Here is a 15,297-nt window from a genome sequence, read left to right on the forward strand (position 1 = left end):
TATCTCCGTCCTTTATGTACCGATTGTGCCACATGTGCCATCATGTCAGAAACATGACGTGATAATTGCGCAACAATACTTTTTGAAGAGTCGGAAAGGCGCTTTCCCGACACAATCTCTGTTGATCGCCGCCTCGGCATGGGCCATGTCGGAGGCGGGAGCACGGCGCGATGCGCGGCTTTCAGTATGGGGTGAAGCGGCAGGCCGCAGAGCCATGTCCGACCTGATTTGAACCTTTGACTGGAGATTCAAGAAAATGAACATCAAGAGCCTTCTGCTCGGCTCCGCCGCGGCACTGATCGCGGTTTCGGGCGCACGCGCCGCCGACGCGGTCGTCGTCGCCGAGCCGGAACCGGCCGAATACGTCAAGATCTGCGACGTCTACGGCTCGGGCTATTTCTACATCCCCGGCACCGAGACCTGCCTGCGCATCGGCGGCTACGTCCGTTACGACATCGGCGCCGGCGATGCCGGCTCATTCGATGGTGCCAACCATGTCCCTGACCATGAGGACGGTACGAATTCGAGTTTCTCCAAGAACGCCCGCTTCACGCTGAAGACCTGGACCGGCCAGGAAACCGAACTCGGCACCTTGAAGACCTACACCGAGACCCGCTTCAATTTCGGCAACAGCAATGGCGACTATCTTAATCAAGCCTCTTCCAATGCTAACGACTGGCAGGGCCGCAACAAGGCGCTGTCGCTGCGTTACGCCTACATTCAGCTCGGTGGCCTGCGCGTCGGTAAGGACGACACGGCTTTCGATACGTTCACCAACTATGCCGGCGCCGTCATCCAGGACACGCTGGTTCCGTATGGCGGACAGGAGAGCAACGTCGTTCAGTACTACTTCGACGCAGGCAATGGCTTCTCCGCCGTGGTCTCTCTCGAAGAAGGCGCGGGCGCGGTTGGCACCATCGACAGCTACGTTCCGCATGTCGTCGGCGGCCTGAAGTACAAGAGCGACTGGGGTTCGGTCACGGGCGTCGTCGCCTATGACAGCAACTACGAGGAAGTGGCAGGCAAGGTCCGCTTGGACGTCAATGTCAGCAAGGAGTTCACGCTCTTCGTCATGGGCGGCTACGGCACCGATGACAACCTCACCGACTACGCGGGCAACACTATCGATGCTCACGGTCGCGGCTTCTACAAGCAGTGGGGCGGCAACTGGGCAATCTGGGGTGGCGGCACCTACAAGTTCAACGACAAGACGTCGTTCAACGCTCAGGTCTCTTATGACGACTGGAAGAACCTCGGCGTCGCCGCTAACGTTGCCTATACCGTCGTGCCTGGCTTTACCGTCACGGCTGAAGTCGATTACCTCAATGCCGGAAAATTCGGCGACGCTGACTTCAACAACTGGACCAAGGCCAACAAGAAGAGCAGCCTTGGCGGCATCCTCCGCTTCCAGCGCTCGTTCTGATCTACCGACCCATCATAGGAAAAGGCCCGCAGCGCACGCTGTGGGCCTTTTTCATTCGAGCACCGGGCGTCGCTGTGTCGTCGCGATGAGCGCTTCGTTCAGGCGGACTGGCGAAGCTCGCCGGCTTCGAACCCCAAAGCGTCGGTGGTGACCAGCCGGTCGCGACCGTTTTTCTTGCCGATGTACATGAGCCGGTCGGCGAGCGCGACCAGCGCATCCGGATCGGCAGCCTCCGTCGGATAGATCGCAACGCCGACAGTGCAGCCGACATGGATGTCGCCACCCGGAGCGGGAACCTTGATGCGCAGCCGCTCCAGCACGCGCTCCGCCACGCGCACGGCCTTCTCCCTGGCCTGCTCCGCGTTCCCCGAAAACAGGAAGGCAAACTCATCACCCCCGAGCCGCGCGACGAAATCGGCGCTGCGCAGGATCGTGCGCAGCTTGTCCGACACGCGCTGCAGCAGCGCATCGCCAGCCTCGTGGCCGAGCGTGTCGTTGACCTGCTTGAACCGGTCGAGGTCGATGAACAGAAGACCGGCTGCATCGCCGGTGCCGGCGCAACGGTCGATCACCAATTTGAGTTCGTTGTGGAAGGCGCGCCGGTTGGGCAGGTCGGTCAACGCGTCGTGGTTGGCCGAATGGTCGCTCTGCTGCTTGGCCAGCTCGATCTCGCGCTTTTGCGCTGACAGCTCCTCATTGGCAGCCTTCAGCTCCAAAAGCAGTTCGGCGTTGAGATCCTCGACGACCTTGCGGTCGCTGATGTCGACGACGAAGCCTTCGAGGAATTCCAGTTCGCCGGCTTCATCCCAGACGCCGCCACCGATCTCGCGGACCCAGAGCGGCTCGCCGACCTGCGGTACGATGCGGTAGTCGACATTCCAGTTACACCGCGCCTCGATCGCGGTGTCGACGGCGGCATAGACGGCGGCGAGATCGTCCGGGTGGATGGCTGAGACATAGTCGCGCACCGCGTTGTGGATGAAATCGCTCGGCCGGTAGCCGCTGACGGTGAAGATGCCGTCGCTGATGTAGAGCATGGTGTAGGACGCATCGTTGCGGCAACGGTAGAGATAACCGTCCATGCGGCCGGTGATGCTGAGCAGCGCGTCTAGCCGCTCGTCGTGGTAGACCCCCTGGCCAACCGCGGATGCAGAAACCCCGTCATGCTTCATGGCCGCACCCCCGTTAGCGGTCTGAGCGCGCCATAAATGCCGTTACGGCAGGTCGGCGAGAGGGGTTCTATATCAGGTGAATGTTATCAATCTCTTATGGGGTGGCGCGAATAGGCCATCGGTGCAAGCGTTCGGCGACACGAGCCGCTGCAACGCCAGCGACTCCGCCCAAGCAGGAAAAAGACAGTCCGCGGCGCGGACCGCCCCTCAAGCACCCGCCGTATACGCCGCGATCGCAGCCATGTTGACGATGTCGGAATCCTTGGCGTTGAGCGAGACTATCTGGACCGGCTTGTTGAGGCCGACCAGCAGCGGGCCGATGACGGTGGAGCCGCCGAGTTCCTGCAGCATCTTGGTCGAGATCGAGGCCGAGTGGAACGCCGGCATGATCAGCACATTGGCCGGGCCGGTCAGGCGAATGAATGGATACTGGGCCATGGCGCGGGCATTGAGCGCCACGTCGGCGGCCATCTCGCCATCATATTCGAAATCGACGCGGCGCTTGTCGAGGATGCGTACCGCTTCCTGGACGCGTTCCGAGCGCTCGCCCTGCGGGTGGCCGAAAGTCGAATAGGCCAGCATGGCGAGCCTCGGCTCGTAGCCCATGCGGCGGGCAAATCCCGCCGCCTCTTCGGCGATGTCGGCGATCTGCTCGGCATTGGGCATGTCGTGCACGGCGGTATCGGCGACGAGGACTGTTTTGCCCCGCGCGAGCACGATGGAGACGCCGATGACGCGGTGTCCGGGCTTGGCGTCGATGACGCGGCGGATATCGTCGAGCGCCGTGGAATAGTTGCGGGTGACGCCGGTGACGATGCCGTCGGCATCGCCCAGCGCCACCATGCAGGCGGCGAAATGGTTGCGGTCGTTGTTGATCAGCCGCTGGCAGTCGCGGAACAGGAAGCCCTTGCGCTGCATGCGCTCGTAGAGATAATCGGTATAGATGCCGTTGCGGCGCGACAGCCTGGCATTGATGATCTCGATGCCTTGCTTGTTGAGGTCGATGCCGGCGTGCCTGGCGTTTTCCTTGATGACATCGTCGCGGCCGAGCAGGATCGCGGTGCCGAGCTTCTGGTTCACATAGGAGACGGCGGCGCGCATCACCTGTTCTTCCTCGCCCTCGGCAAAGACGATGCGCTTGGGCTGGCGGCGGACGCGATCGTAGATGCGCTGCAAGGTCGAGGCGATCGGGTCGCGGCGGGCCGACAGCTCCTGCGCGTAGCGGTCGAGGTCGAGGATAGGCTTGCGGGCGACGCCCGACTCCATCGCCGCCTTGGCCACCGCGAGCGGGATGGCCGAGATCAGGCGCGGATCGAACGGCACCGGAATGATGTAGTTCGGGCCGAATTTCGGCCGGTTGCCCTGATAGGCGGCGGCGACATCATCGGGCACGTCCTTGCGCGCCAGGTCGGCCAGCGCTCTCGCTGCGGCGATCTTCATGTCGTCATTGATGGTGGTGGCCCTGACATCCAGCGCACCGCGGAAGATGTAGGGGAAGCCCAGCACATTGTTGACCTGGTTGGGGTAGTCGGAACGCCCGGTGGCCATGATGGCATCGGTGCGGATTTCGGCCACTTCCTCCGGCGTGATCTCCGGGTCGGGATTGGCCATGGCGAAGATGATCGGGTTCTTGGCCATCGACTGCACCATCTTGGTGGTCAATGCGCCCTTGGCCGACAGGCCGAGGAAGACGTCGGCGCCGTCCAGCGCCTCGGCCAGGCTGCGCGTGTCGGTCTTGACCGCATGCGCCGACTTCCACTGGTTCATGCCTTCGGTGCGGCCCTGGTAGACGACGCCCTTGGTGTCGCACAGGATGATGTTCTCGGGGGCAAAGCCCATCGCCTTCATCAGTTCGATGCAGGCAATGCCGGCGGCGCCGGCGCCGTTGCAGACCATTTTCGTGGTCTTCATGTCGCGGCCGGTGATCTCCAGCGCGTTGATCAGCCCGGCGGCCGAGATGATGGCGGTGCCGTGCTGGTCGTCATGGAAGACCGGGATGTCCATCAGTTCGCGCAGCCGCTGCTCGATGATGAAGCATTCCGGCGCCTTGATGTCTTCCAGGTTGATGCCGCCGAAGGACGGGCCGAGAAAGCGCACGCAGTTGATGAATTCGTCGGCATCCTCGGTGTCGACCTCGAGGTCGATGGAATCGACATCGGCGAAGCGCTTGAACAGCACCGCCTTGCCTTCCATCACCGGCTTGGAGGCCAACGCGCCGAGATTGCCGAGGCCGAGAATGGCGGTGCCGTTGGAGATGACGGCGACCATGTTGCCGCGCGTCGTGTAGTCGAAAGCGCGGCTGGGGTCTTCGGCTATGGCCAGCACAGGAACCGCCACACCCGGCGAATAGGCGAGGCTCAGATCGCGCTGCGTCGCCATCGGCTTGGTGGCGACGATCTCCAGCTTGCCGGGGCGGCCCATGGCGTGGAATTCCAGCGCCTCCTCGGCACTGACGGAGGGGCCGCTGTTTTCGGTTTTCTTGGCCATGATGCTTTTGATTTCCTCGCCGGTGTCGCCCCCTTGAGACGGGTGCGTGTTTTTGAAACTTCTGGATCAAGGCTACACGCCACCGCTGTAAATCGCCAAGCGATCTTCACGCCCGCAGCGAAATCTCCCGAGGGTCGGATGACGTCACGTCGGCTCTGGCTCGCTGACGAAAGCAGCGATTTCGCGCACCGTTCCCCGTCGCATCATGCCGTCTGTGCCGGGGAAAGGCCACGTCTCGATGGGTGGCGCACGACTTCCCTTGCGCCGCAGCAATGCAGTCAGGAACGCCATGAGTTCGATGCGCTGGGCGTGAACCTTCTCCAGCGTGCGGCGGCGGATGTGCTGACGCGGTATGGCACGATCTCGCAGCGTCTCGACCGCGCGGCGAATGGCAGCCGGTTCCGGATCGGCGACGATGCAATAATCCGGATCGAAATAGACGTCGCGACCGCCAAGGCTCGGCGTACTGACGATCGGCAGGCCGGCCATCAGATATTCCATCGAGGAGTACATCGCTCCTTCCACGGCCGACAGGCACAGCCCGACGGCGGCCTGGTTGTAGACGTGGTTGACCTGTTGCGCCGTCAGCTTGCCCGGCCAGCCGTCGACGAGCGGATTGGCGATCTGGTGGAGCGGCGAACGCGCCTGCAGTCGCCGAACAAAGGCGCGGGCGGCAACCGGCGGCAATTCGCCGATCGAATAGGTGATGTGGGCCAGCCGCTCTATGTCGAAGGCCAGGTGATGGCGTTTGATCGGCGAGATGCGGCCATTGTAGACCGCGTCGAATTCGACCGGCACGTCCGGCAGCGGCCGGAATATATCCTCCGACACCATCAGATTGTGGTTGGAGAAGATGGCATTGCCGCCCGCAGCCGCGACGAGACGGCGCTCTTCCTCGGTGTTGCACAGGAAGATGATTTCGTGCAGCGGAAACCTGCCGGCATACCAGGCGAGATCGCGGCCTATCCGGGCGATGACAGCCGGCCGCTCCATGGTCCAGGTCTGCATCGTCAGGAAGGTGACGCGCCGTCCCGCCAGGCGCCGGCCAAGGGCCGCCAGCGGATAGAGCGGACGGGCTCCGCCAATCGGGACATAGAGCACCAGCGGGTCGCGGCTGAGCACATGCAGCGACATCTCGATGCCGCTATCGAGATCGGACAGCGGTCCCCGTGTCGGCAGGAGGAAGGGGACGCGCTTGCGCACTGTCCCCCTAAGCTTGCTTTTGGTGCGGTGGACGCGCCGCGCCGCCAACAGCAGCAGGCGCTCAAGCGCCGATCCAGCCGGACCGACCAGCTCTTCGAACGCCTCCTGTTTGTCCTGATCCATGCCGCTTATCCCCGCCATGGCGATCATAGGGTCTGGTTGTCGCCCGATGCAACCAACGGCTTCACCCGGCATAGAGGGAGCACAAGCCGCCGTCGAGGCCGGTCGTCCCCTGCTTTTCGAGCCGCCTGCATTAAACCCCGCACCTACATCTGCTAGCGTGCGGGCATGAACATGCACACTTCAGCAGAAACCGACGCCCCAGAGGTGACACCGTCTGCGCCCGTCGGCAGCGTCACGCCGATGATGGAGCAGTTTATCGAGATCAAGGCGGCGAATCCGGATTCTCTGCTGTTCTACCGCATGGGCGATTTCTACGAGCTGTTCTTCGACGACGCCGAAAAGGCGAGCAAGGCGCTGGGCATCGTCCTGACCAAGCGCGGCAAGCACCAGGGTAACGACATTCCGATGTGCGGCGTGCCGGTGCATGCGGCCGACGACTATCTGCAAAAGCTGATCGGCCAAGGTTTTCGCGTCGCCGTCTGCGAGCAGATCGAGGACCCGGCGGAAGCCAGGAAGCGCGGCGGCAAATCGGTCGTACGCCGTGACGTGGTGCGCCTGGTGACGCCAGGCACCATCACCGAGGATAAATTGCTGGCGCCGTCGGAATCGAGCTTCCTGATGGCGCTAGGGCGGGTGAAGGGCGGCAACAGCGGTGACGCCTTCGCCCTGGCCTGGATCGAGATCTCGACCGGCGTCTTCCGCGTCGCCGAAACCACGGCCGACCGCCTGCTGGCCGATGTCTTCCGCGTCGACCCGCGCGAGCTGATCGTCGCCGAGCCGGTGTTTTACGATCCCGAGCTGAAGCCGGTGTTCGACTTCATCGGCCGCGTCGCCAGCCCGCAGCCGCCGTCGCTTTTCGATTCGGCTTCGGCAGCGGGGCGGATCGCGCGCTTCTTCGAAGTGGCGACGCCGGACAGTTTCGGTGCCTTCTCGCGCGCCGAATTGTCGGCGATCTCGGGCGCCATCGCCTATGTCGAAAAGACGCAGAAGGCCGAGCGGCCGCCTTTGTCGCGTCCCGAACGCGAGGAGCAGGGCTCGACGCTGTTCATCGATCCTGCGACACGCGGCAATCTGGAACTGTTGCGCACGCTGTCGGGCAGCCGCGACGGCTCGCTGTTCAAGGCTATAGACCGCACGGTCACCGGCGGCGGCGCCAGGCTGCTCGCCGACCGGCTGATGGCGCCGCTAACCGATCCGGCGGCGATTGCTGCCCGGCTTGATTCGGTATCGTTCTTCCGCACCGAGACGCGGCTCTGCCAGGCTGTGCGGTCAAGCCTGAAGAGCGTCGCCGACATGCCGCGGGCGCTGTCGCGGTTGGCGCTCAACCGCGGCGGTCCGCGCGATCTCGGCGCGCTGCGTGCCGGCTTCGAAGCGGCGGCCACCATTGCCGAACTGTTCGGAACGACCGTCCTGCCCGCTGAGCTGACCGCGGCACTTGCCGCGATAAAGGCGCTGCCGCGCGCGCTGGCCAAGCATCTGACCCAGGCTCTTGGCGAGGAACTGCCGCTGCTGAGGCGCGACGGCGGCTTCGTGCGTGGCGGCTACCATGCCGAACTCGACGAAATGCGGGCGCTGCGCGACGAATCGCGCAAGGTGATCGCCGGACTGGAGCGCTCGCTGATCGAGGAGACCGGCATCCGCTCGCTGAAAATCCGGCACAACAATGTGCTGGGTTACTACATCGAGGTGACCGCCAACCACCATTCGATCATGACCGGAAGCGACGGCGCCAAGGCGCGCTTCATCCACCGCCAGACCATGGCCAACGCCATGCGTTTCACCACGACCGAACTTGCCGAACTCGAGACCAAAATCGCCAATGCCGCCGACCGGGCGCTGAGCATCGAGCTTGCCGCTTTCGACACGCTGACGACAGAGGCGGTCGCCGAGGCGCAGAAGATCCGCGCCGGCGCCGATGCGCTTGCCGTACTCGACGTGTCGGCGGCGCTCGCGCTGTTGTCGGAGAGTGAAGCCTGGTGCCGGCCGCTGGTCGATTCCAGCCTCGCCTTCGATATCTCGGGCGGACGCCATCCGGTGGTGGAACAGGCGCTGCGGCGCTCGGGCGAAGGGCCGTTCGTCGCCAATGATTGCGATCTGTCGCCGCAAGACGGGGCCAAGGCCGGCGCGATCTGGCTGCTCACCGGTCCGAATATGGGCGGTAAGTCGACCTTCCTGCGGCAAAACGCACTGATCGCCATCCTCGCCCAAACCGGTTCCTTCGTGCCGGCGACATCGGCCCATATCGGCGTCGTCGACCGGTTGTTCTCGCGGGTCGGCGCCTCGGACGATCTGGCGCGTGGCCGCTCCACCTTTATGGTCGAGATGGTCGAGACGGCGGCGATCCTCAACCAGGCCGGTGAGCGGGCGCTGGTGATCCTCGACGAAATCGGCCGCGGCACCGCCACTTTCGATGGCCTGTCGATCGCCTGGGCGGCGGTCGAGTACCTGCACGAGAAGAACCGCTGCCGGGCGATCTTTGCCACCCATTTCCACGAGATGACGGCGCTGTCCGGCAAACTGCCGCGCCTTTCCAACGTCACCATGCGGGTCAAGGAATGGGAAGGCGACGTCGTCTTCCTGCACGAGGTCGGCAAGGGTGCCGCCGATCGCTCCTATGGCGTTCAGGTCGCTCGCCTTGCCGGTCTGCCGGAAGCGGTGGTCGGCCGCGCCAAAGAGGTGCTGCATCAGCTCGAGGAAGGCGATGTCTCCGGCAAGGCCAACCGGCTGGTCGACGATCTGCCGCTGTTTTCGGTGGCAATGAAGCGGGAAGCGGCAAAGCCTGCGAAGAGCGACGCATTGGGCGCCGCGCTGGGTGAGATCAATCCAGACGAGATGACGCCGCGCGAGGCGCTGGAAGCGCTCTACCGGCTGAAGGGGCTGGCGGGGAAAACCTAGCCCGATTTCGGCCTTGACCAATTGTACCGATTGGTACAATGCTCGCCATCGCCTTTGCCGATGGGAGAATGACATGAGCCGTCCGCCGCTGCCGCCCTTCACCGCCGAGACCGCCGCGCAGAAGGCTCGGCTTGCCGAAGACGCCTGGAACAGCCGCGATCCCGAACGGGTTTCGCTCGCCTATACGCAGGACAGCACCTGGCGCAACCGCGCCGAGTTCGTCTCGGGCAGAAATGAGATCGTCTCCTTCCTCACGCGCAAATGGGCTCGCGAGCTCGACTACCGCCTGATCAAGGAGGTCTGGACCTGGAACGACAACCGCATCGCGGTGCGCTTTGCCTATGAATGGCGCGACGACACTTGCCACTGGTTCCGCTCCTACGGCAATGAGAATTGGGAATTCGACGCGGCCGGGCTGATGCGTAGGCGCGTCGCCAGCATCAACGACCTGCCGATCGCCGAGGGTGAGCGCAAATATCACTGGCCGCTCGGCCGCCGGCCGGACGACCATCCCGGCCTGTCCGAACTCGGACTTTAGAATATGATCCCTAGAGCTGTGTCGCGGTTTTCGGCAAAGATCATGCTCAAGCGGAAAAACTAGCGCATGCGCAGGATCGCGCCCGATCGCGCCGATTTGCTCTCCATCATCGGCGAGGTTTTCCGCGAACACGGCTATGAAGGGGCGAGCCTGGCGCGGATCGGTGCGGCGACCGGCCTAGGCAAAGGCAGCCTTTACCACTTCTTCCCCGGCGGCAAGGAAGAGATGGCGGCGGCTGTCATTGCCCATATAGATGGCTGGTTCGAGGAGAATGTCTTCGTGCCGTTGCAGGACAGGGCCGACCCTCGTACGGGCATCGATCGGATGTTCGAAGCGACGGAGAGCTATTTCCGGTCGGGGCGCCGGGTGTGCCTGATCGGCGCCTTCGCGCTGGACGAATCCCGCGATCTCTTCGCCAAGGCCATCAGAAGCTATTTCGGCCGCTGGGTGGCGCATCTTGCCGAAGCGCTGACGCGCGCCGGACACGACCCGGCCAAGGCGGATGAAATCGCCGCAGAGACGGTCGGCGCCATCCTGGGCGCGCTCACGCTGGCGCGCGCCTTCGACGACACCGCAGTGTTTTCCCGCGCCCTGCAACGAGCGCGGGCGGCGCTCGGCTAGAGTGCTATAAGGGCTCGAAGCGGAAAGCCGCCTCGCTTCGAAAAACCCGGCCGACGCCGGGCGAATCAAGATGCGCGCCGGCGACGTAGCAGTCGGTGTTGGCCGCAAGCGCCAGCATTTGCAACCGGCTTTCCCTCGCCTGCTGCTGGTCTGCGTCGAATTCCCACGTGATCTCGGGTCGATCGAATTGAAGCGACGGCACATGTACGATGTCGCCCCAGATCAACAGTGTTTCGCCTGCGCTCACAACGCGAAAGCAAGTGTGGCCGGCTTCATGACCAGCGGAGCCGATCGTATCGATGTCAGCGCTGACGCGCTGTCCAGCATCGAGAGGCTGGGCGCGATCGTGGAAGCGTTCCAGCCTCGCCACGTCGCGAAACATGCCGAGCTCAGCGCGCGGGACAAGCAGCCGAGAGAGCTGCGGGAAGCCGTCGCCACCATCGGCAAGGATGAGCCCGTGTATATGGTCGAGATGGGTGTGGGTGAAAGCAACAGTCCGAATCCGCTCGGTGGCGATCTTCGCCTCGCGCAGCGCCTCGGGCAGGTGCCCCATTGTCGGGTGCCAGGCGTTCGAAGCCCCTGTGTCGATCAGCGTGATGTCGTCGCCGTCATCGATGGCGAAGGCGTTGACCGACAGCCTGAGCGCACCGTCGACGAGCGGTACATGCGAGGGCAGGTTGTCACCGAATGTCAGGTCTCCGGGCTGGCGCAGCCGCCTGATTGGCATGTCGACGTAACCGTCGCGCAGCGACATGACCGTCATGGCTCCGACTCTATACGCCGTATGATGATACCCGGTCGAAACCCGTTCCAATCTAGATCATCTCCAGCCCGCGCTTGCGCGTCGGCGGTGGAAAGGCGCGGTCGAGTTCGGCGAGGTCTTCGGCCGTCAGCTCGATGTCGAGCGCGGCAAAATTCTGGCGGACATGCTCCTGGCTACTCGCCTTCGGGATGGCGATGACACCGGGCTGCGCCATCACCCAGGCAAGCGCGATCTGTGCTGCCGTGGCGTTGTGGCGGGCGGCGATGGTTTCCAGCCTGGAATTGCGCGCCAGCGCGCCCTGCTCGACCGGCGAATAGGCCATCAGCGGGATGCCGCGCTGCCGGCTCCACGGTGCGAGATCGAATTCGGGGCCGCGCCGCGACAGATTGTAGAGCACCTGGTTGGTCTGGACATGATCGCCAGACGACAGGCCGGTCAACTCCTCCATCTCGTCGGTGTCGAAATTGCTGACACCCCAGTGGCGTATCTTGCCGGCCTCCTTCAGCGCCTCGAACGCCTCGACGGTTTCAGATAGAGGCACACTGCCCGGCCAGTGCAGGAGATAGAGATCGATGCGGTCGGTGCGCAGGCGCTTCAAGCTGTTTTCGCAGGCCCGCGCCACGCCGGCGCGCGAGGCATTGGACGGCAATACCTTGGAGACAAGAAAGAGCTCGTCGCGGCGCCCGGCAATGGCTTCCGCCACCACCTCCTCGGCGCCGCCGCTGGCATACATTTCAGCGGTGTCGATCAACGTCATGCCAAGGTCCAGCCCGAGCTTCAGGGCATTGACCTCGCCGGCGCGGCGGCGGGAATCCTCGCCCATCTTCCATGTGCCCTGTCCCAGCACCTGGACGGCCTCGCCCGAAGGCAGTGTGGTGGCTCTTATCGTCGATGGCATGTGGGCTCCTGGCGCCGTGTAATCGATGCGAATGGCATCACAAGCACGGAGAGAAATCCAGAATGAATCTCTCCGGCATGGCCGTTGCTGCCTTACTTCGCCGGATGGGCGGCGAGCCAGGCCTGCATCTTGGCGATCTCGGCTTCCTGCGCGGCGATGACATCTTCGGCCAGCTTGCGGATTTCGGGATCCTTGCCATTGGCGAGTTCCACCTTGGCCATGTCGATCGCGCCCCGATGATGCGGGATCATGCCGCGCACGAAATCGACATCGGCATTGCCGGAATATTCGATCATCATGTCGGTGTGCATCTTGTCCATCGCCGCCTTGTAGCCGTCGGTCGAAGGACCTTGCGCGCCCATCGCGCCCATGTCGTGTTTCATCTCTTCGGATTGCGCCGGGACGCTTTCGAGGAAAACGGCAAGCAGCATTCCCGCCGCCATCATCAAAAGCACGATTTTCTTAGCCAAGGTCATCCATGATCTCCTGTTGATTGAAATTCGAATCTGGGGGCTTTGCTCAGAGTTTCAACGTCCGCAGCCGCAATGCGTTGGCGATGACCGAAACCGAAGACAGGCTCATGGCCGCCGCCGCCAGCATCGGCGACAAAAGCGTGCCGGTGAGCGGATAGAGCACGCCGGCAGCAACCGGCACGCCAAGCACATTGTAGAGGAAGGCGAAAAACAGATTCTGGCGGATGTTGCGGATAGTCCCCTGGGCGAGTGTTCGCGCCCTGACGATGCCGTTGAGATCGCCCTTGACCAGCGTAATGCCGGCGCTCTCGACAGCGACATCGGCGCCGGTGCCCATGGCGATGCCGACATCGGCGCTGGCCAAGGCCGGCGCATCGTTGACGCCGTCCCCGGCCATGGCGACGCCGGCACCTTTCGCACGCAACTCCTCGACAAGGGCGGCCTTTTGTTCCGGCAGAAGGCCGGCGCGCACCTCGTCAATGCCAAGGCTTTTGGCGATGGCGCGCGCCGTGCGTTCATTGTCGCCGGTCGCCATGATGATCCGCAAGCCTCTGTCGTGCAGCGCCCTGATCGCCTCGGCTGTCGTTGCCTTGACCGGATCGGCGACCGCGACAATGCCGGCCAGTTTTTTGTCCACCGCAACGAACATCGCCGTCTTGCCTTCTGCCTGCAGCGCCTCGGCCCTGGCCGACAGGGAAGCGGTGTCGATGCCGACATCGGCCATCATGGCGGCGTTGCCGAGCGAAACCTTCCTGCCAGACACCGTGCCGGATACGCCCTTGCCGGTGACGGCGTCGAAGCCGCCGGCCTCAACGAGCGTCAGGCCGCGTTCGCCGGCGCCGCCGACAATGGCCTCGGCCAGCGGATGCTCCGAGCCTTTTTCCAGGCCGGCGGCGAGCGCCAGCAACTCATTCTCGGACAGGCCGTCGGCAGCGACGACATCGGTCAAGCGAGGCTTGCCTTCGGTCAAGGTGCCGGTCTTGTCGACGATCAACGTGTCGACCGAAGCGAAGCGCTCGAGCGCGGCCGCGTCCTTGATCAGCACGCCCGCGTGCGCCCCGCGCCCGGTGGCGGTCATGATCGACATCGGCGTCGCCAGTCCGAGCGCGCAGGGGCAGGCGATGATCAGCACCGAGACCGCCGAGACGATGGCAAAGATCAAGCTGGGTTCGGGACCGAAGATCGCCCAGGCGGCAAAGGCCGCGAGCGCGACCAGCACGACGGCCGGCACGAAGTAGAAGGAGACGCGATCGGCCAGACCTTGAATCGGCGCGCGCGAACGCTGCGCCTTTGCGACCAGCTCGACGATGCGCGAAAGCGTCGTTTCGGAGCCGACCTTTTCGGCGCGCATGATCAGCGAACCGTTCTTGTTGAGCGTGCCGCCGGTCAAGGCATCGCCTTTCGTTTTTTCGACCGGCAGCGGCTCGCCCGAGATCATCGATTCGTCGATGGAGGAACGGCCTTCCGTTACGATGCCGTCGACCGGCACGGCGTCGCCCGGACGGAGGCGCAGGTGGTCGCCGGTCTTGACCGCATCGAGCGGCACGTCGGTGTCGGAGCCGTCCTCCCCGATCAGCCGTGCCGTCTTCGGCGCCAGGCCGAGCAGCGCACGGATGGCCGAGCCGGTCTTTTCGCGCGCCCGCAATTCGAGCACCTGACCGAGGAATACCAGCGCGACGATGACGGAAGCTGCCTCGAAATAGACCGGGACGGTGCCGCCATGGCCACGGAACTGATGCGGAAAGATGTCCGGAAACAGTGCGGCGACGACGCTGTAGAGGTAGGCCGCACCCACACCCAGCGAAATCAGCGTCCACATGTTGGGGCTGCGGTTGACCACCGATTCCCAGCCCCGATGGAAGAACGGGAAGGCTGCCCACAGCGCCACCGGGCTGGCCAGCGCCAATTCCAGCCAGACCATCGTTCGCCCGTCGACAAACGCCTGGAACGTCAGGCCGAGCATCGGCGCCATGGCAACGATCAGCAGCGGCACGGACAGCACCGCGCTGACCCAGAACCGTCTGGTGAAGTCCACCAGTTCGGGGTTCGGGCCCTCATCGCCAGTGGGAACGCCCATCGGCTCAAGCGCCATGCCACAGATCGGGCAGGAGCCGGGCTTGTCTCTTATCACTTCGGGGTGCATCGGGCAGGTGTATTGCGTGCCTTTCGGCACTGGCGACGGCGCCGGCCTATCGCCGAGATATTTTTGTGGCTCGGCCTCGAACTTCGCCTGGCAGCCGGCCGAGCAGAAATAGAAACCCTGGCCTTCGTGGCGGAAGAAATGCCTGGCGGTAGCGCGGTCGACACTCATGCCACAGACGGGGTCGGTGGCGGTCAGGTATTTTTCGGGCCCGGCGACGAATTTCGTACGGCAACCCTCGCTGCAGAAGTGAAAGAGACGGCCGCCATGCTCGGCCGTCGGCTTGCCCGCGGCCGGATCGACGCTCATGCCGCACACCGGATCGCGCACCACGGCTTCGGCGGCCGGCTCAGCAGCCTTTGCCGCACAACAGCTGCCATCGGCCGCGTGGTGGTGATGCTCGGAATGCGCCATCGAAAAATGCCTTATATCTGTCTGGGTGAGGAGGTAGTGCTTCCAGTAACTGGAAGGTCAAGGGGCGATTTCGACTTTTCGATCATGGCCGTCATCGCGCACATCAAAGGGAAAATCGCTTACGCGACTTTGTTCCCATGCTATGGA

The 15,297-nt window shown here is 63.8% G+C and carries 11 protein-coding genes; 4 read left to right on the top strand and 7 right to left on the bottom strand.

Annotated features, from left to right (window positions below; all coding sequences use genetic code 11):
* The first annotated feature begins 256 nt into the window (after window positions 1-256).
* A complete protein-coding gene (locus tag NKJ64_RS00850; protein WP_352461792.1) occupies window positions 257-1,423 on the top strand; it encodes a porin in 1,167 nt (388 codons plus the stop codon).
* Between the two features lie 98 nt (window positions 1,424-1,521).
* Here NKJ64_RS00850 and NKJ64_RS00855 read toward each other — a convergent pair whose 3' ends face one another.
* The 3 genes from NKJ64_RS00855 to NKJ64_RS00865 all read right to left on the bottom strand — a co-directional run bounded on the left by NKJ64_RS00855 (window position 1,522) and on the right by NKJ64_RS00865 (window position 6,408).
* A complete protein-coding gene (locus NKJ64_RS00855) occupies window positions 1,522-2,595 on the bottom strand; it encodes a diguanylate cyclase domain-containing protein (RefSeq protein ID WP_352461793.1) in 1,074 nt (357 codons plus the stop codon).
* Between the two features lie 207 nt (window positions 2,596-2,802).
* The gene (locus NKJ64_RS00860) at window positions 2,803-5,082 is read right to left on the bottom strand and encodes an NADP-dependent malic enzyme (RefSeq protein ID WP_352461794.1); all 2,280 of its coding nucleotides are present in this window, start codon (window positions 5,080-5,082) and stop codon (window positions 2,803-2,805) included.
* A gap of 144 nt (window positions 5,083-5,226) precedes the next feature.
* Window positions 5,227-6,408 (bottom strand): glycosyltransferase family protein, encoded by a 1,182-nt coding sequence (locus NKJ64_RS00865; protein ID WP_352461796.1) that lies wholly within the window; start codon window positions 6,406-6,408, stop codon window positions 5,227-5,229.
* 165 nt (window positions 6,409-6,573) lie between these two features.
* On the opposite strand from NKJ64_RS00865, the gene mutS reads away from it, so the two are divergent.
* The 3 genes from mutS (at window position 6,574) to NKJ64_RS00880 (ending at window position 10,462) form a co-directional block, all read left to right on the top strand.
* Window positions 6,574-9,303, top strand: coding sequence for a DNA mismatch repair protein MutS (gene mutS, locus NKJ64_RS00870; RefSeq protein ID WP_352461798.1), 2,730 nt, complete (start codon window positions 6,574-6,576; stop codon window positions 9,301-9,303).
* A 73-nt stretch (window positions 9,304-9,376) separates the two neighbouring features.
* On the top strand, window positions 9,377-9,841 hold the full coding sequence (locus NKJ64_RS00875; protein ID WP_352461799.1) for a nuclear transport factor 2 family protein: 465 nt from the start codon (window positions 9,377-9,379) through the stop codon (window positions 9,839-9,841).
* A 66-nt stretch (window positions 9,842-9,907) separates the two neighbouring features.
* Window positions 9,908-10,462: a TetR/AcrR family transcriptional regulator gene (locus NKJ64_RS00880; RefSeq protein ID WP_352461801.1), complete on the top strand. Its 555-nt coding sequence runs from the start codon at window positions 9,908-9,910 to the stop codon at window positions 10,460-10,462.
* 4 nt (window positions 10,463-10,466) lie between these two features.
* Here the strand turns inward: NKJ64_RS00880 and NKJ64_RS00885 are convergent, their stop codons facing one another.
* The 4 genes from NKJ64_RS00885 to NKJ64_RS00900 form a co-directional block, all read right to left on the bottom strand.
* Window positions 10,467-11,216, bottom strand: coding sequence for an MBL fold metallo-hydrolase (locus NKJ64_RS00885; protein ID WP_352461803.1), 750 nt, complete (start codon window positions 11,214-11,216; stop codon window positions 10,467-10,469).
* A 61-nt stretch (window positions 11,217-11,277) separates the two neighbouring features.
* On the bottom strand, window positions 11,278-12,123 hold the full coding sequence (locus NKJ64_RS00890) for an aldo/keto reductase (protein ID WP_352461804.1): 846 nt from the start codon (window positions 12,121-12,123) through the stop codon (window positions 11,278-11,280).
* A gap of 92 nt (window positions 12,124-12,215) precedes the next feature.
* Window positions 12,216-12,599 carry a CopM family metallochaperone gene (gene copM, locus NKJ64_RS00895; protein ID WP_023685134.1) on the bottom strand — a complete coding sequence of 128 codons (384 nt, stop codon included), beginning with the start codon at window positions 12,597-12,599 and terminating at the stop codon, window positions 12,216-12,218.
* A 43-nt stretch (window positions 12,600-12,642) separates the two neighbouring features.
* On the bottom strand, window positions 12,643-15,150 hold the full coding sequence (locus NKJ64_RS00900) for a heavy metal translocating P-type ATPase (RefSeq protein WP_023826512.1): 2,508 nt from the start codon (window positions 15,148-15,150) through the stop codon (window positions 12,643-12,645).
* Between the last annotated feature and the right edge of the window lie 147 nt (window positions 15,151-15,297).

Origin of the sequence: Mesorhizobium sp. M0062 (assembly GCF_040323125.1) — a bacterium.
Classification (GTDB): domain Bacteria; phylum Pseudomonadota; class Alphaproteobacteria; order Rhizobiales; family Rhizobiaceae; genus Mesorhizobium.

Coding starts and splice junctions, on each gene's coding strand:
- NKJ64_RS00875 (WP_352461799.1), top strand. CDS start 9,377: ATGAGCCGTCCGCCGCTGCCGCCCTTCACCGCCGAGACCGCCGCGCAG.
- copM (WP_023685134.1), bottom strand. CDS start 12,599: ATGACCTTGGCTAAGAAAATCGTGCTTTTGATGATGGCGGCGGGAATG.
- NKJ64_RS00860 (WP_352461794.1), bottom strand. CDS start 5,082: ATGGCCAAGAAAACCGAAAACAGCGGCCCCTCCGTCAGTGCCGAGGAG.
- NKJ64_RS00900 (WP_023826512.1), bottom strand. CDS start 15,150: ATGGCGCATTCCGAGCATCACCACCACGCGGCCGATGGCAGCTGTTGT.
- NKJ64_RS00855 (WP_352461793.1), bottom strand. CDS start 2,595: ATGAAGCATGACGGGGTTTCTGCATCCGCGGTTGGCCAGGGGGTCTAC.
- mutS (WP_352461798.1), top strand. CDS start 6,574: ATGAACATGCACACTTCAGCAGAAACCGACGCCCCAGAGGTGACACCG.
- NKJ64_RS00890 (WP_352461804.1), bottom strand. CDS start 12,123: ATGCCATCGACGATAAGAGCCACCACACTGCCTTCGGGCGAGGCCGTC.
- NKJ64_RS00865 (WP_352461796.1), bottom strand. CDS start 6,408: ATGGATCAGGACAAACAGGAGGCGTTCGAAGAGCTGGTCGGTCCGGCT.
- NKJ64_RS00885 (WP_352461803.1), bottom strand. CDS start 11,216: ATGTCGCTGCGCGACGGTTACGTCGACATGCCAATCAGGCGGCTGCGC.
- NKJ64_RS00850 (WP_352461792.1), top strand. CDS start 257: ATGAACATCAAGAGCCTTCTGCTCGGCTCCGCCGCGGCACTGATCGCG.
- NKJ64_RS00880 (WP_352461801.1), top strand. CDS start 9,908: ATGCGCAGGATCGCGCCCGATCGCGCCGATTTGCTCTCCATCATCGGC.